Origin of the sequence: Pseudomonas sp. ICMP 460 (assembly GCF_002723595.1) — a bacterium.
Lineage (GTDB): Bacteria > Pseudomonadota > Gammaproteobacteria > Pseudomonadales > Pseudomonadaceae > Aquipseudomonas > Aquipseudomonas kitaguniensis.
This window is the reverse complement of record NZ_LKBR01000012.1, coordinates 1-20,303: the sequence shown is the minus strand read 5'-3', so window position 1 is coordinate 20,303 and position 20,303 is coordinate 1. Positions and strand designations below refer to the sequence as shown.

The window sequence follows — 20,303 nt, the reverse complement described above, 5'->3', positions numbered from 1 at the left end:
TGCGGCGATGGTAACGGATGGCTGGGAAGCTGCAAGCACGTTCAACTCAACTGCGCCTCGGCCAGCGTCAGTGTGCGCGGGATCAGCAAAGCATCCCAGTGCCGGATGCCCCAATCCAGTAGTTCACGTGGGCTGGCATGCAGCAGTTCGTCGCCGGGTTGCTGGCCGAGGGCGCGCAATGCTCTCACTAGCAAAGGCGTGGCGTGGTCCGGTGTCAACGGCGGGGAACGGTAGGATTTGCCCAACTTGTTGCCGTCCGGCTGGATGATCAGTGGTACGTGCAAATAGCGCGGTTGGCGCAGGCCCAGCAACTCTTGCAGGTAAAGCTGGCGTGGCGTGGAGTCGAGCAAGTCGGCGCCGCGCACGATGTCGGTCACACCTTGCCAGGCATCGTCGAGCACCACGGCCAGTTGGTAGGCATAGAAGCCGTCGCGGCGACGGATGACAAAATCGCCCACATCGCGGCCCAGATGCTGTCGGAATTCGCCCTGTACGCGGTCGGTAAAGTGGTAATCCAGCTCGGGCACGCGCAAGCGGATAGCCGCATTGTGCTGAGCGTGCCCGGCATTACGGCACAGCCCAGGGTAAATGCCGTTGTAAGGTTCGAGCTGTTTGCGCGAGCAAGTGCAGGCGTACGCCAGGCCGTGGTTGAACAGGCTGTTGAGTACGTCGGCGTAGGCCTCATGCCGCTCGCTTTGCAGAACCCTTTCACCGTCCCATTCAAAGCCGTAGCTTTCCAGCGCGTGCAGGATCGCCGCTTGGGCGCCGGGTGCTTCGCGGGGCGGGTCGAGGTCTTCCATGCGCATCAGCCAGCGGCCATGGTTGGCACGGGCGTCGAGGTAGGAGGCGAGGGCAGCGACCAGTGAGCCGAAGTGCAAGTGGCCGCTGGGCGTGGGGGCGAAACGCCCGATATAGGAGGAGGCTGTCATGGGGCCGGATACTACTGGAAAATCGCTAAACGCCAGAAACAAAAATGGGGCGTTTGCACGCCCCATTCGTTCAGCTCGACAGGATTACTTGCCGACCTGTTTTTCCTTGATTTCAGCCAAGGTCTTGCAGTCTACGCACAGGTCCGCGGTAGGGCGGGCTTCCAGGCGACGAATACCAATCTCGACGCCGCAGGATTCGCACCAGCCATATTCTTCGTCTTCGATCAGTTGCAGCGTTTTGTCGATTTTCTTGATCAGCTTGCGCTCGCGATCACGCGCACGCAGTTCGAGGGCGAATTCCTCTTCCTGGCTGGCACGGTCTGCCGGGTCCGGAAAGTTGGCGGCTTCGTCCTTCATGTGATCAACCGTACGGTCGACTTCTTGCATCAAGTCCTGCTTCCACTTGTGCAGGATCTTGGTGAAGTGCTGGCGCATGGGTTTACCCATGTACTCCTCACCCTTCGTTTCAACGTAAGGTGTGAAGCCGCTGAGGCTCTGCTGCTGTTGCTTTGCTTGGGTGGACATGAATAGACCGCCTCTCACTCTTCTAATCCATTGCGCAGGATTGCAACGTCACCGACACCTGCCGGCCCTGCGGCTGCAAGCGGGCGAACTTACCAGATAGATTCGGGGTGCGCCACTCCCGGTTGTCGACGGCCACAGCAAACAGGTTGCAAACAAAGACAGCCCGCCACGGCTGGTTATGTAGCGTCTCGAATGTTGATTTTAGTCGTTTTGCACGCACTTGCCCGAGCCATATACCTGGCCGAGCAGGCAATAGAGCATGTTTTACCGCGAGGGTTCGGTAGAATCCGAATTTTGTCCTCACCGTTAAGGAAGGCTAATGGCTCAGCCCTACAGTGCGCGCAGTCGCGCCATCGAACCTTTTCATGTCATGGCGTTGCTGGCGCGCGCCAATGAGCTGCAAGCGGCCGGCCATGATGTGATCCACCTGGAAATCGGCGAGCCGGATTTCACCACGGCCGAGCCGATCATTCAGGCCGGTCAGGCGGCATTGGCTAACGGCAAGACCCGCTACACCGCCGCGCGCGGTTTGCCGGAGCTGCGCCAGGCGATCAGCGGGTTTTATCAGCAGCGCTATGGCCTGAACGTAGACCCTGAGCGCATCCTGATCACGCCCGGCGGCTCCGGCGCATTGTTGCTGGCCACGAGTTTGTTGGTCGACCCCGGCAAACACTGGCTGTTGGCGGACCCAGGCTACCCGTGTAACCGCCATTTCCTGCGGTTGGTGGAAGGCGCGGCGCAATTGGTGCCGGTAGGCCCTGAGGTGCGCTACCAATTGACCGCCGAGCTGGTTGCCAAGCACTGGGACCGGCACAGCGTGGGCGCGTTGATTGCGTCGCCTGCCAACCCGACCGGCACCCTGCTCACGCGCGACGAATTGGCGGGCTTGTCGAGTGCAATCAAGGCGCGAAACGGCCACTTGGTGGTGGATGAGATCTACCACGGCCTCACCTACGGCACCGACGCCACCAGCGTGCTGGAAGTCGACGACGATGCTTTCGTATTAAATAGTTTTTCCAAGTATTTCGGTATGACCGGTTGGCGCCTCGGCTGGCTGGTTGCGCCGCCCGCTGCTGTGAGCGAATTGGAAAAGCTCGCGCAAAACCTCTACATCAGTGCGCCGAGCATGGCCCAGCACGCGGCACTGGCTTGCTTCACCACGCAAACCCTGAGCATTCTGGAAGCACGCCGCGCCGAGTTCGGCCGTCGTCGCGATTTCCTCCTGCCAGCCTTGCGCGAGTTGGGCTTCGGCATTGCCGTGGAGCCCGAGGGCGCGTTCTACTTGTATGCCGATATCAGCGCGTTCGGCGGCGATGCCTTCGCGTTCTGCCGCCATTTTCTCGAAACCGAGCACGTGGCCTTCACGCCAGGGCTGGATTTCGGCCGCTATCAGGCCGGTCACCACGTGCGGTTTGCCTACACGCAAAACCTTGATCGACTACAGGAGGCGGTGGACCGAATCGCCCGTGGCTTACGGAGCTGGCAAGGCTGATGCGCTTTCATCCTCCCCTCGAAGAAGCACGGCTGATTCGCCGCTACAAACGCTTCCTCACCGATATCGAAACCGTGACCGGCGAGTTACTGACAATTCACTGCCCCAACACCGGCTCGATGCTCAACTGTATGGTGGAAGGCGGCCAGGTCTGGTTCAGCCGTTCCGATGATCCCAAGCGCAAGCTGCCGGGCACTTGGGAAATCGCCGAAACGCCGCAAGGCCGGCTGGCGTGCGTTAACACGGCGCGCGCCAATCAACTGGTTGAGGAAGCATTGCGCGCCGGGGTGATCACCGAGCTCAACGGCTTTACCGCCTTGAAGCGCGAAGTGCCCTACGGCCAGGAAAACAGCCGCATCGACTTTCGCCTGGAGTACCCGCAGGGCTCGGCGTATGTCGAAGTTAAAAGCGTGACGCTGGGTTTCGATGGCACGGCAGTCGCTGCGTTCCCCGACGCCGTGACCCAGCGCGGCGCCAAGCACTTGCGCGAACTGGCGCACTTGGCGCGCGACGGTGTGCGGGCGGTGCAGTTGTATTGCGTGTGTCTGTCGGGGATCGAGGCGGTGCGGCCGGCGGTGGAAATAGACGCCGGTTACGCTGCTGCGTTGCGCGAGGCCAAGGCCGCCGGTGTGGAGGTGTTGGCCTACGGTGTGCGGGTTACGCCTGAAGAAATGTACGTCGAGCGTCGCCTGGATGTGCTGATCGGCGACTAGAGTTCAACCCACAAGCCGTGTTCGTCTTCGCGGCCGGGCAGGGCGATGAGGCTTTTGCCCGCGCAAGGGCCGGCAATGCATTCGCCGCTCTCGATCAAAAACAGTGCGCCGTGGGTAGCGCACTGGATCAGGCTGGCGCTGGTGTCGAGGAAGTGGTCGGGTTGCCATTCCAGCGGGATACCGCGATGCGGGCAGCGGTTGATATAGAAGTAGGCAACGCCGTCCCTGCGCACGGCGAGCAGTTTGCAGCCGTCGATCTCGAATCCGCGGCTGGTGTTGGGCGCGAGGGCGTCTGCGGGGCAGAGAAACTTCATATCAATCCTTAAGTGCCTTGACGTTCAAATGCAAACAATTATCAAATGCAGGCTTCGCTCGTTAGCTGATCGGGCGCTCACTACGATGCCAGTCAGGTGTTATCTGTCACATCGACGAGTGCTTGAGTGGCCCTGCCCCTGGAAGGAAACCCTGTTATGCGCCTGAGTACCAGCGCTATCGCGCTCGTTGCCGCACTGCTGATCAACCACGCGGCAAATGCCACTGAACTGCCACAACGCTGGGTCAGTGCCGGTGGGGCGTTATCGGAATGGGTGGCGGCCTTGGGCGGTGAGTCGAAGTTGGTGGGGGTCGATACCACCAGCCAGCACCCGGAGTCGCTAAAAGCGTTGCCGAGCATTGGTTATCAGCGGCAGTTGTCCGCCGAGGGCATCCTCAGCCTGCGCCCGCAAATTTTGGTAGGCACTGAAGAGATGGGGCCGCCACCGGTGCTGGCGCAGATTCGTGGCGCGGGTGTGCAGGTGGAAATGTTCTCGGCCCAGCCGGACCTTGCGACCTTGAAGGGCACCTTGCAGCATTTGGGCAAATTACTCGGCAATCAGGCCAAGGCCGACGAATTGTTTACTGAATATGAACAGGCACTTGAACAGCAACAACGTTGGCTCGCCAAAGCTCAGGCAACCGAAAAGGCGCCGGGCGTGCTGTTGGTGCTGGGCCACGCGGGTGGCAAGCCGCTGATAGCCGGTAAAGACACGGCGGCTGACTGGATAGTGCGGCAGGCGGGCGGGCGCAACTTGGCGACTCACACCGGTTACAAACCGTTTTCGGTGGAGTCGTTGGCCGGGCTAAGCCCTGATGTGTTGGTGTTTGCTGACCGTGCGCTGACGGGTGATGCGGCGCGGGCGGCGTTGCTCAAGGAAAACCCGATGTTGGCGTTAACGCCTGCGGCCAAAAATGGCCGGGTGTTCGAGCTGGACCCAACCCTGCTGGTCGGCGGGCTGGGGCCGCGATTGCCGCAAAGTCTGGTGCAACTGTCTGCCGGGTTTTATCCGTCCCTGGCTAAAACTGCCCCATGACCACTCTGGTTAAACCCAAAACGCTGTTTATCGGGCTGACGCTGCTGTGTGTCTTGGCGATTTGGCTGTCGTTGGCGTTAGGGCCGGTCAGCCTGCCGCTGCTGGATACGTTGCGCGCGGCCTTGCGCTTGATGGGTGTGCCGATTGAGGCGCAAGGCCTGGAGCAGGCCGAACTGATCCTTGGGCAAATTCGCCTGCCGCGCACGTTGCTGGGCCTAGCCGTCGGTGGCGTACTGGCGTTGTCGGGCGTGGCGATGCAGGGCTTGTTTCGCAACCCGCTGGCGGACCCCGGTTTGGTCGGTGTGTCCAGCGGCGCGGCGCTCGGGGCGGCGGTGGCGATTGTCGGCGGTTCTTTATTGGGTGGGTTGCCGGAGGCGCTCGGGCCGTACTTGTTGTCGTTGTGTGCGTTTCTCGGTGGGCTTGGGGTAACGGCGCTGGTCTATCGCCTGGGGCGCCGCAATGGCCAGACCAACGTGGCGACGATGCTGCTGGCCGGCATCGCCCTCACCGCGCTCGCCGGTTCGGCGGTGGGCCTGTTTACCTATTTGGCCGACGACGCCACCTTGCGCACCCTGACGTTCTGGAACCTGGGCAGCCTCAACGGTGCGAGCTATTCGCGGTTGTGGCCGTTGCTGCTGGTCAGCGCCGGGGTGGCGCTGTGGTTGCCGCGCCGGGCCAAAGCGCTGAATGCATTGTTGCTGGGTGAGTCTGAAGCCAGTCACCTTGGCGTCAATGTGGAAGGGCTCAAGCGCGAATTGGTGTTTTGTACCGCGCTGGGTGTGGGCGCGGCAGTGGCGGCGGCAGGCATGATCGGTTTTGTCGGGTTGGTGGTGCCGCATCTGGTGCGGCTGCTGGCGGGGCCGGACCACCGGGTACTGCTTCCGGCTTCGGTGTTGGCGGGGGCAAGTCTGTTGTTGTTTGCTGACCTGGTGGCGCGCTTGGCACTGGCGCCTGCGGAATTGCCAATTGGCATTGTGACGGCGTTTATTGGCGCGCCGTTTTTTCTGTTTTTGTTGCTGCGAGGGCGCGCCTAATGCTGCGAGTCGAAGCGCTGCAGATCCGTCGAGGGCGCAAGGTTGTGTTGGCGAATGTCGACCTGGACCTGTTGCCGGGCGAAATGCTCGGGGTTTTGGGGCCTAACGGCGCAGGCAAAAGCACGTTGCTCGGTGCACTCTGCGGCGAATTGCAGCCGGATCAGGGCGAGGTGTGGCTGGACCAGCACGCGCTGAAAAGTTGGAGCGGCGTGCAGCGTGCGCAACGCTTGGCGGTGTTGCCGCAAACCTCGACCCTGGACTTCGCGTTCCGTGTGGAAGAAGTCGTCGGCATGGGGCGCTTGCCGCATCAAACCGGTCGCGTGCGTGATGACGAAATTATTCACGCGGCGCTGCAAGCTGCGGATGTGGCGCACTTGAGTGGTCGCAGTTACCTGGCGCTGTCCGGCGGCGAGCGTCAGCGCGTGCACCTGGCGCGGGTGCTGGCGCAGTTATGGCCAGGCGAAACAGGGCAGACATTGCTGCTGGATGAGCCGACCTCAATGCTTGACCCTTTGCATCAGCACACCACCTTGCAAGCCATCCGCAGTTTTGCCGACAGAGGCGCTGCGGTGTTGGTGATCCTGCATGACCTGAATCTGGCGGCTCGCTACTGTGATCGCATCCTGTTGCTGGAAGATGGGCGCCCACACGCGCTGGATACGCCGGCAAAGGTGTTGCGACCTGAGCCGTTAAAGGCCGTGTTTGGTTTGGATGTGCTGGTACAACCGCATCCGGAACGCGGGCACCCGCTGATTATCGCGCGCTGAGACGCGCTTTTTCACAGGCAAAAAAAGACCCGGCAAGAGCCGGGTCAAATAACCGTGATTAGCCTGATGAGGAGATAATCTGAGAGTCCGAACCAATGGTCTTTCAGTTATCGGCTGATCTCGCGACCAGCTGTGATAATCATAACGATTCTCATTTGAGAGTCAACATTTGTTTTTGCGTGCGCTGCCGGTTTTCTCAAACACTCGTACGAAATCCCGTAAACGTTGGGTGTTACTGCTGATCTAATTCTTTTGCCGCGCTGAAATTGCCTCCAGCTGGCGGTTCAGTGCTTCCTTGCGCTCTGTAGGAAGGTCGTTCCAATGCACATTCATCAGCGCGCCTTCAATGGCATACAGCAGTACTTTGGATGCGCGGAACCCGCGCATGCGCACGGCTCTATAGGCATCCACCGCCCCCAGGCGGCGCAGGTCGGATGCGCTGTGGATGCCCACGGCGTGCAGCCATTGAGCCGACGTCTTGCCAAGGTTTTTCAGGTGTTGCAGCTCATCGTTCATCAAGCCTCCATGCGACGGCCGAAGGGTGCGGTGGGTATCGTGACCAGGCAAGCCTGAAAAGGAGTGTAGCGCTCAGCAGGAAAAGTGTAGTTCTTTGGTCAGTAACGGCTGAAAAGCTATAAGAATCGCTGGGGCGTTTGACCACAGGCAGGCAGAGAACACCCGGCACGCGGGCGCGTACCAAGCGTTGGGGGCGTGAGGTTACTTGGTGCGGTAGCGCAGGCGAGTGCCGAAATTAACCGACATCAGAATCTCGTCTGCAGTCAGCTCAGGCGCAAAGTAGGTGCCGGAGATTTGCGCGTGAGCCAGGCTGGCGCCTTCCAGTGAGCAGCCGCGCAAGTCCAGGCCACGCAGGTCGGCGGAGCGAAAGTAGGCGTCGGTGAAGTCCACACCGGTGGCATCCAGTTCACGCAGGTCGAGCCCGCGGAAGTCGCCACCGCGCATGTCGATAGTGCCGTCTTTGGGGCGCTGCTGGTTGAAGCCGCGAACATCGTCCTTGTGCAGGAGTGCGTAGAGCGGTGTATCAAGAAGCTTTGGCTGACTCATGACGACGACTCCTGCTTTAAGGATGATGTCACTATGGTGGCATATTTTCTCGGTCGTGCACCGAAGTCGGTGACACGACCAGAAAATATTTTTTACAGGCCCGGCAGGCGTTGGCGAATGTGTGCAACCAAGGCGTCGAGGGTTCCGCTTTCATTGGTTTCGACACGTTTGCTCAGCAGCAGTTCTTCCGCCGACAGCGCATCGCGGTTGGCCTGCTGCGCTTCGATAACCGTCAAGGTCGCGTCGGACGGATCGTTTTTATCTGCCTGACGCTGTGCCAACCAACTGGCGATAACGGCCTGTGGTGCGTTGCAATCCAGGATCAGGAAGGGCGCGCCGGTGGCCTCGGCAATCTTGGCGGCTTCGTCGCGTTGCTCGCGTTTCAAGAAGGTGGCATCCAGCACCACCGGGTAGCCGGCGCGCAATACGCTGTCGGCAATTTCGTTCAGGCGGGCGTAGGTCGCAGCACTGGCGTCGGCGGTATAGATGCCGGCCTGTGGCGTGTTTTCGACAGGCTGCTCGCCAAACAGGCGCTTGCGTTCCACATCCGAACGCAAGCGTACGGCGCCCAATGCTTCGACCATGCGCATGGCCACGTGGCTCTTGCCGACGGCTGATACACCGTGGGTAATTGCCAGGAAGCGTGAGGGAATAGTGCTATAGCTTTCAGCCAGGTTGGCGTAGTTGCGGTACTGGCGCAGGGTAGTGGCGCGCTCCACCGGGCTGGCTTCGCTCGGCATACTGAACAACGCCACCTTGGCGCGTACCAGCGCGCGGTAGGCTTTATAGAAGTTGAGCACTTCAAGGCCCTGGTAGTCGCCGGTCAGTTCCAGGTATTGGCTGATAAAGCGGCGCGCCAGAGACTTAAGGCCGCGGTCTTCCAGGTCCATCGCCAGGAACGCACTGTCGGCGTAGACATCGGTAAAGCGGAACGGCTCGTTGAATTCGATGCAGTCGAAGATCACGACGTGGCCGTCGATCAGCGTCGCGTTGCCCAAATGAATATCGCCATGGCATTCGCGGGTGAAACCGTCCAGCTTGCGCTGTGCCAGCAACGGCTTAAGGCGTTCGAAGCTGCTTTCAGCCCAGGCTTGCAGCGCCTCCAACTGGGCCAGGTCGGCCTTGTCGCTGAGGAACGGGCGGATCTGATCAAAATTCTGGCGGACCGGCGCCATGACCTCGTCCGGCGTGCCGGCCGCGTGTTCCTGCGGCACCTTGGGCGCGGTCAGGTGGAAGTGAGCAATCTGTTTGGCCAGTTCATCGACGTGCGCACTGGTCAGTTCGCCATTGGCTTGCAACGTGCTGAGCAGTTGGCTTTGCGGGAACTGGCGCATTTTGAGCGCGTACTCGATCGCCGGGCCTTCGCCATTCAATTGTGGCGCTTGGGCAGTGCCGGTAATCGGCAACACTTCAAGGTACAAATCTTCGGTCAGGCGCTGGTTGAGGCGCAGCTCTTCGTTGCAGAAGTGGCCGCGATCACTCAAGTCGGTAAAATCCAGAAAACCGAAGTTCATCGGTTTCTTCAATTTATAAGCGAAGGGACCCGTCAGGATGACCCACGAAATATGCGTCTCGATGACTTGAAACGCTTCAACCGGATGGGGATACAAAGCCGGGTTTTGCAGGGCAGCGATCAGGGACTGGCTCACGGGCGATCCTTCAAAGTCTGGGGGAAATCATGGCGTGCATTATGGCGGTTACAACCGGTCGTGCAAACCGCTGTCCGGCTCATGTTGATCAGCAATAAAGTGCGTATAATCCGCCGCCATGACTCGAACCCGATCTCCCCGTTCCCGTAAAAAACCTCCTTCGCGTGGCCTGCGCCCGTGGCTGGGCTGGGCGCTCAAGCTCGGCCTGGTGGGCCTTGTAGTGCTCGCAGGCTTCGCGGTGTACCTCGACGCTGTGGTGCAGGAGAAGTTCTCCGGCAAGCGCTGGACCATTCCGGCCAAAGTGTACGCACGCCCGTTGGAACTGTTCACCGGCCAAAAGCTGAGCAAGGATGACTTCCTCACCGAGCTCGACGCCTTGGGCTATCGCCGCGAACCCGTGAGCAATGGCCCGGGCTCTGCGGCCGTCAGCGGCAATACCGTCGACCTGAACACCCGTGGCTTCCAGTTCTATGAAGGCCTGGAAAAAGCCCAGCCGGTGCGCGTGCGCTTCTCTGGCGATTACGTCGCCGAGCTGTCGTCGCTGAATGGTTCTAAGCTGCCCGTGGTGCGCTTGGAACCGTTGATGATCGGCGGCATTTACCCGAAAAACCTTGAAGATCGCATCCTGATCAAGCTTGATCAGGTGCCTCCGTACTTGCTCGAAACCCTGGTGGCGGTTGAAGACCGCGATTTCTACAGCCACTGGGGCGTCTCACCCAAATCGATTGCCCGCGCCCTCTGGGTTAACACCTCCGGCGGCAGGATGACTCAGGGCGGCAGCACGCTGACGCAACAATTGGTCAAGAACTTCTACCTGACCAACGAACGCAGCCTGACCCGCAAGCTCACCGAAGCCATGATGGCCATGCTGCTGGAGTTGCATTACAGCAAGCAGGAAATCCTTGAGGCGTACCTCAACGAGGTATTCGTCGGTCAGGATGGCCAGCGCGCCGTGCACGGTTTCGGTTTGGCCAGTCAGTTCTTCTTTGGCCAGCCATTGTCCGAGTTGAAATTGCACCAAGTCGCGCTGCTGGTCGGGATGGTCAAGGGGCCGTCGTATTACAACCCGCGTCGCAACCCGGAGCGCGCGCTCGAACGGCGTAACCTGGTGCTGGACGTGCTGGAGCAGCAAGGCGTGGCCACTGCCGAGCAAGTGGCGGCCGCGAAAAAAATGCCACTGGGTGTAACCACTCGCGGCAAGCTGGCCGACAGCTCGTTCCCGGGCTTTATCGACCTGGTCAAGCGTCAACTGCGTGAAGACTACCGCGACGAGGACTTGACCGAAGAAGGCCTGCGGATCTTCACCAGCTTCGACCCGATTTTGCAGATGAAAGCCGAAGCGTCGGTCAATGACACCTTCAAGCGCCTGACGGGCCGTAAAGGCTCCGACGAAGTAGAAGCGGCCATGGTTGTGACCAACCCGGAAACCGGTGAAGTGCAGGCCATGATCGGCAGCCGTCAGGCCAGTTTCGCCGGTTTCAACCGCGCGCTGGATGCGGTACGGCCAATCGGCTCGCTGGTTAAGCCGGCGGTGTACCTGACGGCCCTGGAAAAACCGAGCAAATATACGCTGACCAGTTGGCTCTCGGATGACCCGCTGTCGGTCAAAGGTGCAGACGGCCAAGTGTGGACGCCGCAGAACTTTGATCGACGCTCGCACGGCACCGTCTTCCTGTATCAGGGCCTGGCGCATTCCTACAACATCTCCACCTCGCGCCTTGGGCTTGAAGTGGGGGTGCCGAATGTGCTGAAAACCTTGGGGCGCCTGGGCATCAACCGTGATTTCCCGGCGTTCCCATCGATGCTGTTGGGCGCTGGCGCCATGACCCCGATGGAAGTGGCGACGATGTACCAGACGCTCGCCAACGGTGGTTTTAATACACCGATGCGCGGCATTCGCAGCGTGCTGACCGCCGAGGGCGAGCCGCTCAAGCGTTATCCGTTCCAGATTCAGCAACGTTTTGATGCGGGCTCCATCTACCTGATCCAGAACGCCATGCAACGCGTGATGCGTGAAGGCACCGGGCGCTCGGTCTACAGCGTGCTGCCGGCGAACCTGACACTCGCGGGCAAGACCGGTACCAGTAACGATTCGCGTGACAGTTGGTTCGCAGGCTTCGGCCAGGATGTGCTGGCCGTGGTATGGCTGGGCCGCGACGACAATGGCAAGACGCCGTTCACCGGTGCGACGGGTGCGTTGCAGGTCTGGACCAGCTTTATGCGCAAAGCCGACCCGCTGCCGCTGAACATGCCGCAGCCGGATAACATCGTGCAGGCCTGGATTGATCCGCACACGGGGCAGGGCTCCGATGCCAACTGCCCCGGCGCGGTACAGATGCCGTATATTCGCGGCAGCGAGCCACCACCCGGCGCCGCGTGCGGTGGCAGTGCCCCCGCTGACGCGGAATCGGTGATGGATTGGGTCAAGGGCTGGATGAATTAAGCAAAGAGGGTTTCAAGTGAACAAGTGGTGGATTCCAGCTATTACAGCTCTGGCTTTGCTCAACGGTTGCGCCAGCGTGCAGCGCGGCTCGATCCCTGTGGTGGATTCGAGTTCGGCTGTCTCGAATAACGACCGCATCTCGGCCAACGGCGGTTTCCGTCAGACCGTGGTCAAGCGTCCTGCCCAAGCCACACCTCAAGCCATGCCGCAGGATTCGGGTGTGGTGGTGATGGTGCCGGGCGGTGGGGCTGCCGCTGCCGCGCCGATCAGTTCTGAGCCGTGGACCCCAGGGCCAAGCACCTCGGGGCCGATCAACACTGCGCCGGTTCAAACAGCGCCGGTCAATCAGGGCACCTACAACATGCCGTCGACGCCGAGCGGTATTCCGTCTTCGTCCAGTGCGGGTGGCCTGTCGGCTGACGAGCAACTGGATGGCCCGGTGCTGTCTTTGCTCACTACCGCCCAGCAGCAGCAGGCCGGTGGTGACTTGAACGGCGCGTCGTCGAGCCTTGAGCGCGCTCAGCGCGTGGCGCCTCGCGAGCCACAAGTGCTATATCGCCTGGCCCAAGTGCGCCTGGCCCAGGGTGATGCGCCGCAAGCCGAGCAGTTTGCCCGGCGTGGCCTGAGCCTGGCCAATGGCCGCCCGGACCTGCAAGCCAACCTTTGGGCATTGATTGGTGATGCGCGTGCCGCACAGGGCGACGCCGCCGGTGCCGCGCAAGCTCGGCAAAAAGCCAAGGTCAGCCTCTGATGGATGCACGGTTGCCCGCGATTGCCGAACAGTTATTGCTGATCGAGCGCGAACTGCGCCTGCAGGGCTGGTGGGACGACGTGTCCCCCAGCGCCGAAGCGCTCGCCAGCGTCGAGCCGTTTGCGGTGGATACCCTGGACTTTCACCAGTGGCTGCAATGGATTTTCCTGGTGCGCATGAAGCAGATCCTCGAACATGATCTGCCATTGCCGAATGCCTCGGGGATTATGGAGATGGCCGAGATGGTCTACGCCGACCGGCCGTTGCAAAGCCTTGGTTTGCGTAATGCGCTGAAAAAGTTCGACCAACTGATCGTCGACGCTCGTTAATTGCCTGACTGCCGGTTTTTCCGGCAGTCTTGCGCACATTTCTACCGCTTGACGACATTCAGGCGAGTTTTATCCCTCCTCAAAGCCCTTTCTTCTACGTTCTGATGCGCTTAGTTGGAAAAAAGCGCAATTATTGCTTGACTTGAACGGCCTGAAACAGAAGAATCCAAAGTCCGCTGTATCGGGACTGCCAGAAGCAGGCCCGCTCAGCAGATCATGAGGCGCACATCCGCGCCGACCTGTAACACCCGCAACGCGTTACCTCGCGCTGGGTGGGAAAAGCCCGCAACACTTGGGACGATCCCAATACTTGCTCAGTCAGTGCTGACGTAGTCGGCGACCACCGTCGCTCATGCTCTGTTGAGAAGTAAACCTATTAAGACCCGTCGGTTTTTAACGGACGGTATTCTGGCGTTTTAGAGGTGAACAACGTGGAGCTTTTATCTGGCGGTGAGATGCTCGTCCGCTTTTTGCGTGACGAAGGCGTCGACTATATCTACGGGTACCCAGGTGGTGCTCTGCTGCATGTTTACGACGCACTGTTCAAGGAACCGGCTGTTACCCACATCCTGGTTCGCCACGAACAGGCCGCAACCCATATGGCTGACGGTTACGCCCGTGCCACCGGTAAAGCCGGTGTGGTACTGGTAACGTCCGGCCCTGGCGCAACGAATGCCATTACCGGCATCGCGACTGCGTATATGGACTCCATTCCGATGGTGATCATTTCCGGCCAAGTGGCAAGTACCATGGTCGGTACCGACGCGTTCCAGGAAACCGACATGATCGGTATTTCCCGGCCGATCGTGAAACACAGCTTCATGATCAAGCATGCGTCGGAAATCCCGGAAGTCATGAAAAAGGCGTTCTACCTCGCACAGTCCGGTCGCCCGGGCCCTGTGGTCGTAGACATCCCGAAAGACATGACCAACCCGGCTGAAAAATTCGAATACATCTTCCCGAAGAAAGCCAAGCTGCGCTCCTACAGCCCGGCCGTTCGTGGGCACTCGGGGCAAATCCGCAAGGCGGCAGAAATGCTGCTGGCGGCCAAGCGCCCAGTGCTGTACTCGGGTGGTGGGGTGATTCTGGGTGGCGGTTCAGCGCCGCTGACCGAATTGGCCAAACTGCTTAACCTGCCGGTCACCAACACCTTGATGGGCCTAGGCGCATTCCCGGGCACGGATCGTCAGTTCGTCGGCATGCTTGGCATGCACGGCAGCTACACCGCCAACCTGGCCATGCACCACGCTGACGTGATTCTGGCCGTGGGCGCGCGTTTTGATGACCGTGTGATCAACGGCGCGAGCAAGTTCTGCCCGAATGCCAAGATCATCCACATCGACATCGACCCGGCGTCCATCTCCAAGACCATCAAGGCCGACGTGCCGATCGTTGGGCCTGTAGAGAGCGTGCTGACTGAAATGGTCGCTGCACTCAAGGACATTGGCGAGGCGCCGAACAAGGAATCCGTTGCCAGCTGGTGGAAGCAGATCGACGAATGGCGCGGTGACCGTGGCCTGTTCCCTTACGACAAGGGCGACGGCAGCATCATCAAGCCACAAACCGTGATCGAAACCCTGTGCGAAGTGACCAAGGGCGACGCCTTTGTGACCTCCGACGTGGGCCAGCACCAGATGTTCGCCGCGCAGTACTACAGGTTCGACAAACCTAACCGCTGGATCAACTCCGGCGGCCTGGGCACGATGGGCTTTGGTTTCCCGGCGGCCATGGGTGTGAAGCTGAACTTCCCCGACAACGACGTTGCGTGCGTGACCGGCGAAGGCAGTATCCAGATGAACATCCAGGAACTGTCGACCTGCTTGCAGTACGGTCTTCCGGTGAAGATCGTCTGCTTGAACAACGGCGTGCTGGGCATGGTTCGCCAGTGGCAGGACATGAGCTACGGTAGCCGTCACTCCCATTCCTACATGGAGTCGCTGCCGGATTTCGTCAAATTGGTTGAAGCCTATGGCCACGTCGGCATGCGTATCACCGATTTGAAAGATCTGAAGCCGAAGATGGAAGAGGCGTTCGCCATGAAGGACCGCCTGGTGTTCCTGGATATTCAGGTAGACACCAGCGAGCACGTCTACCCGATGCAGATCAAAGACGGCTCTATGCGCGACATGTGGCTGAACAAGACGGAGCGTACTTAATCATGCGGCACATTATCTCCCTGCTTCTGGAGAACGAACCCGGCGCTCTGTCTCGTGTTGTCGGCCTGTTTTCGCAACGCAACTACAACATCGAAAGCCTGACCGTGGCCCCGACCGAAGACCCGACCTTGTCGCGCCTGACGTTGACCACCGTGGGTCATGATGAGGTGATCGAGCAGATCACCAAGAACCTCAACAAGCTGATCGAAGTGGTCAAGCTGGTCGACCTGTCGGAAAGTGCCCACATCGAGCGCGAGCTGATGCTGGTCAAGGTTAAAGCCACGGGCGCCCAGCGTGCCGAGATCAAACGCACGACCGATATTTATCGCGGGCAGATCGTCGATGTGAGCGCCAGCGTTTATACCGTTCAACTGACCGGTACAAGCGACAAGCTGGACAGCTTCATCCAGTCGATCGGGACGGCCTCGATTCTGGAAACCGTACGCAGTGGTGTCACCGGGATTGCCCGTGGCGACAAAGTACTCAGCATCTAACCCAAATTAGTGAATGGCCTTACGGCCTGGATATATAGAGGAACCTCATGAAAGTTTATTACGAAAAAGATTGTGACCTGTCGATCATCCAGGGCAAAAAAGTCGCCATCATCGGCTACGGCTCCCAGGGCCACGCGCAAGCTTGCAACCTGAAAGATTCCGGCGTTGACGTGACTGTTGGCCTGCGTAAAGGCTCGGCCACGGTTGCCAAGGCTGAGGCCCATGGCCTGAAAGTGACTGACGTTGCTTCCGCCGTTGCGGCTGCCGACCTGGTCATGATCCTGACCCCGGACGAGTTCCAGTCCGCGCTGTACAAGAACGAAATCGAGCCGAACATCAAGAAAGGCGCCACCCTGGCCTTCTCCCACGGCTTCGCGATTCATTACAACCAGGTTGTTCCGCGCGCCGACCTCGACGTGATCATGATCGCGCCGAAAGCACCGGGCCACACCGTGCGTTCCGAGTTCGTCAAAGGCGGCGGTATCCCTGACCTGATCGCGATCTACCAGGACGCGTCGGGCAACGCCAAAAACGTTGCACTGTCCTACGCCGCCGGCGTGGGTGGCGGTCGTACCGGCATCATCGAAACCACCTTCAAGGACGAAACTGAAACCGACCTGTTCGGCGAGCAAGCCGTTCTGTGCGGCGGCACCGTTGAGCTGGTCAAAGCCGGTTTCGAAACCCTGGTTGAAGCAGGCTACGCGCCAGAAATGGCCTACTTCGAATGCCTGCATGAACTGAAGCTGATCGTCGACCTCATGTACGAAGGCGGTATCGCCAACATGAACTACTCGATCTCCAACAACGCCGAATACGGCGAGTACGTGACTGGCCCGGAAGTGATCAACGCCGAGTCCCGTCAGGCTATGCGCAACGCCCTGAAACGTATTCAGGACGGCGAATACGCCAAAATGTTCATCAGCGAAGGCGCTACCGGCTACCCTTCGATGACCGCCAAGCGTCGTAACAACGCCGCTCACGGTATCGAAATCATCGGCGAGCAACTGCGCTCCATGATGCCTTGGATCGGTGCCAACAAGATCGTCGACAAAGCCAAAAACTAAGTCGTACGCATCAACGGAAAACGCGGCTTAGGCCGCGTTTTTTCGTTTGAGAGGCGGGTTCTGGTATAAAGCTGCATCGTTTGCGGGCGAACGCGCGTCGCAAGTATCTGTCGAATTTTTTTCACACCGTTGCAAGGTAAAGTCCATGACCGAACGTCCCGAAGAGCCACGCCAGGCTTATGACGCCGAAAGCCTGCTGCCGATCGATGAACATGTCGAAGACGGGCATGACGCGGAAGGCCGCAAGGTCCGGCATCGTGGCATCTATCTTCTGCCCAACCTGTTCACTACCGCGAACCTGTTTGCCGGCTTCTACTCCATCATCAACTCCATGAGCGCTCAAAGCGCTTTGGCAGCGGGAGATGCGGTCAGCGCAAGCAAGTATTTCGGGTTTGCCGCCATCGCAATTTTCGTCGCCATGGTGCTCGACGGCCTTGATGGCCGTGTGGCACGTATGACCAATACCCAAAGTGCCTTCGGTGCCGAGTACGACTCCCTGTCGGACATGGTTGCCTTTGGTGTCGCACCCGCATTGCTGGCCTTCGCCTGGGCGCTGGGGGATATGGGCAAAGTCGGCTGGATGGTCGCCTTCATCTATGTCGCGGGCGCCGCGTTGCGCCTGGCGCGCTTCAATACCCAGGTTGGCACTGCCGACAAGCGTTATTTCATTGGTCTTGCCAGCCCGGCTGCTGCGGGAGTGGTGGCGGGTATCGTGTGGGCGTTCAGTGACTACGGCATCCAGGGTTCGAAGATGTCATTCCTGGTGGCCTTGATGGTTGCGGCGGCCGGCATGCTGATGGTCAGCAACATCAAGTACAACAGTTTCAAGGAGTTAGACCTCAAGGGGCGCGTGCCTTTTGTGGCGATCCTGGTAGTGGTGCTGGTGTTCGCGGTCGTGTTCAGTGATCCGCCGCGTATTTTGCTGCTGGCTTTCCTGGTCTACGCCGCGTCTGGGCCGGTTCAGTACTTGCTGCATCTGCGCCGGGACAAAACATTGCCTTAATGTAATTTCATCCATACTCCGCAGTCTATTGGTGCATCAGTCCTCCAATGCTGCGGAGTTGCCATGTTAATCAAAATCCCCAAAGCGTCCGATTGTCATGAATCGGATGTCACGCCTGAATCTTTTTATCTCTCTCGACGTAGCCTGCTCGGTGGCGCACTTGCCGGTATTGCCGCCAGTGCCTTGCCACGCCTGGCCAGTGCTGACGATGCTGCACGTTATGCGGATGTCGAGCCGGGTAACGCGCCGAAATGGTTTGCCGAAAAACTGCCGAGCACAAAATGGCAGGCGGTAACGGTGAAAGACGAGGCCATCACTCCATTCAAGGACGCGACCCACTACAACAACTTCTACGAGTTCGGCACAGGCAAGGGCGACCCGGCGACGAATGCGGGTTCACTCAAAACCGAACCCTGGAGTGTTGTGATAGATGGCGAGGTGGGCAAACCTGGGCGTTACGCTCTGGAAGACTTCATGAAGCCTTATCAGTTGGAAGAACGGATCTACCGTTTGCGCTGCGTTGAGGCGTGGTCAATGGTCATTCCCTGGATGGGTTTTCCCATTTCTGCCTTGCTCAAGCAGGTTGAGCCGACCTCCAAAGCCAAATACATCCGGTTTGAAACCCTGCAGGACCCTAAAAGCATGCCGGGGCAGCGCTCCAGCTTTGGCTTGATTGACTGGCCCTATATAGAAGGGTTGCGTCTTGATGAGGCGATGAATCCTTTGGCGATCCTCGCTGTTGGCATGTACGGGCGCGAGCTGCCTAACCAGAATGGCGCGCCTTTGCGTCTGGTGGTGCCGTGGAAATATGGTTTCAAGAGTGTGAAGTCGATTGTGCGCATCAGCCTTGTGAGCGAGCAGCCGAAAACCACTTGGCAGAGCATTGCGGCGGATGAGTACGGGTTTTATGCGAACGTAAACCCTACGGTCGATCACCCTCGCTGGACCCAGGCGCGGGAACGCCGTCTGCCGAGTGGCCTGTTCAGCCCAAATGTGCGTGAGACGCAGATGTTCAATGGCTACTCGGATGAAGTCGCTTCTCTCTATACAGGCCTCGATCTGCGGAAGAATTACTGATGCGTTACCCGATTTGGCGGATTGGCGTCTTTATCGCAGCGGCAATATGGCCATGCTGGTGGCTTTATGAAGCGTGGAGTTCTGCCCTGGGGCCTGATCCGGGAAAAGTGCTGGTTGATCGGCTCGGCTTGGGCACCTTGATTCTGCTGCTGATCACCTTGGGAATGACGCCGCTGCAAAAACTCAGCGGTTGGGCGGGGTGGATCGCGGTGCGCCGGCAATTGGGCTTGTGGTGTTTTGCCTATGCAGTGCTGCACTTGGCGGGCTATTGCGTGTTTGTCCTTGGGTTGGACTGGTCTCAGCTTGGGGTGGAGCTGCGCAAGCGGCCTTACATTATTGTGGGTGCATTAGGTTTCCTGTCGCTGCTGGTGCTGGCGGTAACGTCTAATCGCTATAGCCAGCGTCGGCTGGGCAGCCGCTGGAAGAAGCTGCACCGCCTGATCTATGTGATTCTTGGGCTGGGTTTGCTGCATATGCTGTGGATCGTGCGGGCTGACCTGAAGGAGTGGGCTATCTATGCATCTATAGGCGCGCTGCTTCTGGTGCTGCGTTTGCCCCCGGTTATGCGTCGAATCCCGCGCCTTATTGCTAAAAAACCACCTTCTGCAACAAAAGCGTAATTAATGCTTGACGGCAGATTCTGGAAGTCTATAATTCGCCCCACTTCCGGCGCAGTCGAAACGGAAAACTCCTTGGTAAACAAAGAGTTATGCGAGATTCGACAGCGAGTTGCTTCAGTTCATCGAAGTCTTCCGGCGCAGTCGAAACGGAAAACTCCTTGGTAAACAAAGAGTTATGCGAGATTCGACAGCGAGTTGCTTCAGTTCATCGAAGCCCAGAAGGAGTTGGTAGAGCAGTGTTGTTTGGCTCTATTAGCGTTTCGATCTTCTCGGTCGAAAGCGGAGAAAAAGAGGTGTTGACAGCAGCGTGTAACGCTGTAGAATTCGCCTCCCGCTAACGAGAGATCGGAAGTGGAGAAAAAGAGGTGTTGACAGCAGCGTGTAACGCTGTAGAATTCGCCTCCCGCTAACGAGAGATCGGAAGCGCAAGTGGTTGAAGTTGTTGAAGAATTCTTCGAAAACTTCTGAAAATAATCACTTGACAGCAAATGAGGCTGCTGTAGAATGCGCGCCTCGGTTGAGACGAAAGATCTTAACCAACCGCTCTTTAACAACTGAATCAAGCAATTCGTGTGGGTGCTTGTGGAGTCAGACTGATAGTCAACAAGATTATCAGCATCACAAGTTACTCTCGCTCTTTAACAACTGAATCAAGCAATTCGTGTGGGTGCTTGTGGAGTCAGACTGATAGTCAACAAGATTATCAGCATCACAAGTTACTCAGCGAGAAATCAAAGATGTAACCAACGATTGCTGAGCCAAGTTTAGGGTTTCTTAAAAACCCAAAGATGTTTGAACTGAAGAGTTTGATCATGGCTCAGATTGAACGCTGGCGGCAGGCCTAAC

At 58.9% G+C, this 20,303-nt stretch carries 20 protein-coding genes; 14 read left to right on the top strand and 6 right to left on the bottom strand.

The genetic code is table 11. From position 1 onward, the window contains the following. Positions 1 to 41: 41 nt before the first annotated feature. Positions 42 to 929, bottom strand: a complete 888-nt coding sequence (gene gluQRS / locus AO240_RS09940; protein WP_099236400.1) for a tRNA glutamyl-Q(34) synthetase GluQRS — start codon at positions 927 to 929, stop codon at positions 42 to 44. 84 nt (positions 930 to 1,013) lie between these two features. Next, entirely contained in the window at positions 1,014 to 1,454 is a 441-nt protein-coding gene (gene dksA, locus AO240_RS09935; protein ID WP_058412530.1) for an RNA polymerase-binding protein DksA, read from the bottom strand. A gap of 319 nt (positions 1,455 to 1,773) precedes the next feature. Here dksA and AO240_RS09930 point away from each other — a divergent pair, with 319 nt between their 5' ends. Beyond that, positions 1,774 to 2,946 carry a pyridoxal phosphate-dependent aminotransferase gene (locus AO240_RS09930; RefSeq protein ID WP_099236399.1) on the top strand — a complete coding sequence of 391 codons (1,173 nt, stop codon included), beginning with the start codon at positions 1,774 to 1,776 and terminating at the stop codon, positions 2,944 to 2,946. Continuing rightward, positions 2,946 to 3,659, top strand: a complete 714-nt coding sequence (gene sfsA / locus AO240_RS09925; RefSeq protein WP_099236398.1) for a DNA/RNA nuclease SfsA — start codon at positions 2,946 to 2,948, stop codon at positions 3,657 to 3,659. Before AO240_RS09930 ends, sfsA begins: the two co-directional genes overlap by 1 nt. On the opposite strand, the gene AO240_RS09920 is transcribed toward sfsA, so the two are convergent. Continuing rightward, a complete protein-coding gene (locus AO240_RS09920) occupies positions 3,656 to 3,973 on the bottom strand; it encodes a Rieske 2Fe-2S domain-containing protein (protein ID WP_099236397.1) in 318 nt (105 codons plus the stop codon). The two genes, sfsA and AO240_RS09920, sit on opposite strands and share 4 nt — an antisense overlap. A 156-nt stretch (positions 3,974 to 4,129) precedes the next feature. Here AO240_RS09920 and AO240_RS09915 point away from each other — a divergent pair, with 156 nt between their 5' ends. The 3 genes from AO240_RS09915 to AO240_RS09905 are packed head-to-tail and all read left to right on the top strand — an operon-like array spanning position 4,130 to position 6,809. Then, positions 4,130 to 5,008 carry a hemin ABC transporter substrate-binding protein gene (locus AO240_RS09915; protein WP_099236396.1) on the top strand — a complete coding sequence of 293 codons (879 nt, stop codon included), beginning with the start codon at positions 4,130 to 4,132 and terminating at the stop codon, positions 5,006 to 5,008. Continuing rightward, positions 5,005 to 6,042, top strand: coding sequence for an iron ABC transporter permease (locus AO240_RS09910; protein WP_099236395.1), 1,038 nt, complete (start codon positions 5,005 to 5,007; stop codon positions 6,040 to 6,042). Before AO240_RS09915 ends, AO240_RS09910 begins: the two co-directional genes overlap by 4 nt. Beyond that, positions 6,042 to 6,809: a heme ABC transporter ATP-binding protein gene (locus AO240_RS09905; RefSeq protein ID WP_099236394.1), complete on the top strand. Its 768-nt coding sequence runs from the start codon at positions 6,042 to 6,044 to the stop codon at positions 6,807 to 6,809. The genes AO240_RS09910 and AO240_RS09905 overlap by 1 nt, the downstream gene beginning before the upstream one ends. Before the next feature lie 243 nt (positions 6,810 to 7,052). On the opposite strand, the gene AO240_RS09900 is transcribed toward AO240_RS09905, so the two are convergent. The 3 genes from AO240_RS09900 to AO240_RS09890 form a co-directional block, all read right to left on the bottom strand. Next, positions 7,053 to 7,325 carry a TfoX/Sxy family protein gene (locus AO240_RS09900; RefSeq protein ID WP_099236393.1) on the bottom strand — a complete coding sequence of 91 codons (273 nt, stop codon included), beginning with the start codon at positions 7,323 to 7,325 and terminating at the stop codon, positions 7,053 to 7,055. Between the two features lie 201 nt (positions 7,326 to 7,526). Next, positions 7,527 to 7,871, bottom strand: coding sequence for a pentapeptide repeat-containing protein (locus AO240_RS09895; protein WP_099236392.1), 345 nt, complete (start codon positions 7,869 to 7,871; stop codon positions 7,527 to 7,529). A 92-nt stretch (positions 7,872 to 7,963) separates the two neighbouring features. Continuing rightward, complete coding sequence (locus AO240_RS09890) at positions 7,964 to 9,520, bottom strand: bifunctional aminoglycoside phosphotransferase/ATP-binding protein (protein ID WP_099236391.1); 1,557 nt, start codon at positions 9,518 to 9,520, stop codon at positions 7,964 to 7,966. Positions 9,521 to 9,638: 118 nt separating this feature from the next. On the opposite strand from AO240_RS09890, the gene mrcB reads away from it, so the two are divergent. From mrcB to msrQ, 9 genes are all read left to right on the top strand, one after another. Beyond that, positions 9,639 to 11,963 carry a penicillin-binding protein 1B gene (gene mrcB, locus AO240_RS09885; RefSeq protein ID WP_099236390.1) on the top strand — a complete coding sequence of 775 codons (2,325 nt, stop codon included), beginning with the start codon at positions 9,639 to 9,641 and terminating at the stop codon, positions 11,961 to 11,963. Positions 11,964 to 11,979: 16 nt separating this feature from the next. Then, complete coding sequence (locus AO240_RS09880; protein ID WP_099236389.1) at positions 11,980 to 12,714, top strand: M48 family metallopeptidase; 735 nt, start codon at positions 11,980 to 11,982, stop codon at positions 12,712 to 12,714. Then, complete coding sequence (locus AO240_RS09875) at positions 12,714 to 13,043, top strand: YqcC family protein (RefSeq protein WP_099236388.1); 330 nt, start codon at positions 12,714 to 12,716, stop codon at positions 13,041 to 13,043. The genes AO240_RS09880 and AO240_RS09875 overlap by 1 nt, the downstream gene beginning before the upstream one ends. Before the next feature lie 431 nt (positions 13,044 to 13,474). After that, positions 13,475 to 15,199, top strand: a complete 1,725-nt coding sequence (locus AO240_RS09870) for an acetolactate synthase 3 large subunit (protein ID WP_058412584.1) — start codon at positions 13,475 to 13,477, stop codon at positions 15,197 to 15,199. 2 nt (positions 15,200 to 15,201) lie between these two features. Continuing rightward, the gene (gene ilvN, locus AO240_RS09865; RefSeq protein WP_003176102.1) at positions 15,202 to 15,693 is read left to right on the top strand and encodes an acetolactate synthase small subunit; all 492 of its coding nucleotides are present in this window, start codon (positions 15,202 to 15,204) and stop codon (positions 15,691 to 15,693) included. 47 nt (positions 15,694 to 15,740) lie between these two features. After that, positions 15,741 to 16,757 (top strand): ketol-acid reductoisomerase, encoded by a 1,017-nt coding sequence (gene ilvC, locus AO240_RS09860; RefSeq protein ID WP_007948647.1) that lies wholly within the window; start codon positions 15,741 to 15,743, stop codon positions 16,755 to 16,757. Between the two features lie 145 nt (positions 16,758 to 16,902). Then, positions 16,903 to 17,760 (top strand): CDP-diacylglycerol--serine O-phosphatidyltransferase, encoded by an 858-nt coding sequence (gene pssA / locus AO240_RS09855; protein ID WP_058412517.1) that lies wholly within the window; start codon positions 16,903 to 16,905, stop codon positions 17,758 to 17,760. 63 nt (positions 17,761 to 17,823) lie between these two features. Then, complete coding sequence (msrP, locus tag AO240_RS09850; protein ID WP_099236387.1) at positions 17,824 to 18,837, top strand: protein-methionine-sulfoxide reductase catalytic subunit MsrP; 1,014 nt, start codon at positions 17,824 to 17,826, stop codon at positions 18,835 to 18,837. Continuing rightward, positions 18,837 to 19,457 (top strand): protein-methionine-sulfoxide reductase heme-binding subunit MsrQ, encoded by a 621-nt coding sequence (msrQ, locus tag AO240_RS09845; RefSeq protein ID WP_099236386.1) that lies wholly within the window; start codon positions 18,837 to 18,839, stop codon positions 19,455 to 19,457. The genes msrP and msrQ overlap by 1 nt, the downstream gene beginning before the upstream one ends. Positions 19,458 to 20,303: the final 846 nt, after the last annotated feature.

What these genes read in the sequence shown, in the direction of transcription:
- gluQRS (WP_099236400.1), bottom strand. Translation starts at nt 929, where the DNA reads ATGACAGCCTCCTCCTATATCGGGCGTTTCGCCCCCACGCCCAGCGGC.
- dksA (WP_058412530.1), bottom strand. Translation starts at nt 1,454, where the DNA reads ATGTCCACCCAAGCAAAGCAACAGCAGCAGAGCCTCAGCGGCTTCACA.
- AO240_RS09930 (WP_099236399.1), top strand. Translation starts at nt 1,774, where the DNA reads ATGGCTCAGCCCTACAGTGCGCGCAGTCGCGCCATCGAACCTTTTCAT.
- sfsA (WP_099236398.1), top strand. Translation starts at nt 2,946, where the DNA reads ATGCGCTTTCATCCTCCCCTCGAAGAAGCACGGCTGATTCGCCGCTAC.
- AO240_RS09920 (WP_099236397.1), bottom strand. Translation starts at nt 3,973, where the DNA reads ATGAAGTTTCTCTGCCCCGCAGACGCCCTCGCGCCCAACACCAGCCGC.
- AO240_RS09915 (WP_099236396.1), top strand. Translation starts at nt 4,130, where the DNA reads ATGCGCCTGAGTACCAGCGCTATCGCGCTCGTTGCCGCACTGCTGATC.
- AO240_RS09910 (WP_099236395.1), top strand. Translation starts at nt 5,005, where the DNA reads ATGACCACTCTGGTTAAACCCAAAACGCTGTTTATCGGGCTGACGCTG.
- AO240_RS09905 (WP_099236394.1), top strand. Translation starts at nt 6,042, where the DNA reads ATGCTGCGAGTCGAAGCGCTGCAGATCCGTCGAGGGCGCAAGGTTGTG.
- AO240_RS09900 (WP_099236393.1), bottom strand. Translation starts at nt 7,325, where the DNA reads ATGAACGATGAGCTGCAACACCTGAAAAACCTTGGCAAGACGTCGGCT.
- AO240_RS09895 (WP_099236392.1), bottom strand. Translation starts at nt 7,871, where the DNA reads ATGAGTCAGCCAAAGCTTCTTGATACACCGCTCTACGCACTCCTGCAC.
- mrcB (WP_099236390.1), top strand. Translation starts at nt 9,639, where the DNA reads ATGACTCGAACCCGATCTCCCCGTTCCCGTAAAAAACCTCCTTCGCGT.
- AO240_RS09875 (WP_099236388.1), top strand. Translation starts at nt 12,714, where the DNA reads ATGGATGCACGGTTGCCCGCGATTGCCGAACAGTTATTGCTGATCGAG.
- ilvN (WP_003176102.1), top strand. Translation starts at nt 15,202, where the DNA reads ATGCGGCACATTATCTCCCTGCTTCTGGAGAACGAACCCGGCGCTCTG.
- ilvC (WP_007948647.1), top strand. Translation starts at nt 15,741, where the DNA reads ATGAAAGTTTATTACGAAAAAGATTGTGACCTGTCGATCATCCAGGGC.
- pssA (WP_058412517.1), top strand. Translation starts at nt 16,903, where the DNA reads ATGACCGAACGTCCCGAAGAGCCACGCCAGGCTTATGACGCCGAAAGC.
- msrP (WP_099236387.1), top strand. Translation starts at nt 17,824, where the DNA reads ATGTTAATCAAAATCCCCAAAGCGTCCGATTGTCATGAATCGGATGTC.
- msrQ (WP_099236386.1), top strand. Translation starts at nt 18,837, where the DNA reads ATGCGTTACCCGATTTGGCGGATTGGCGTCTTTATCGCAGCGGCAATA.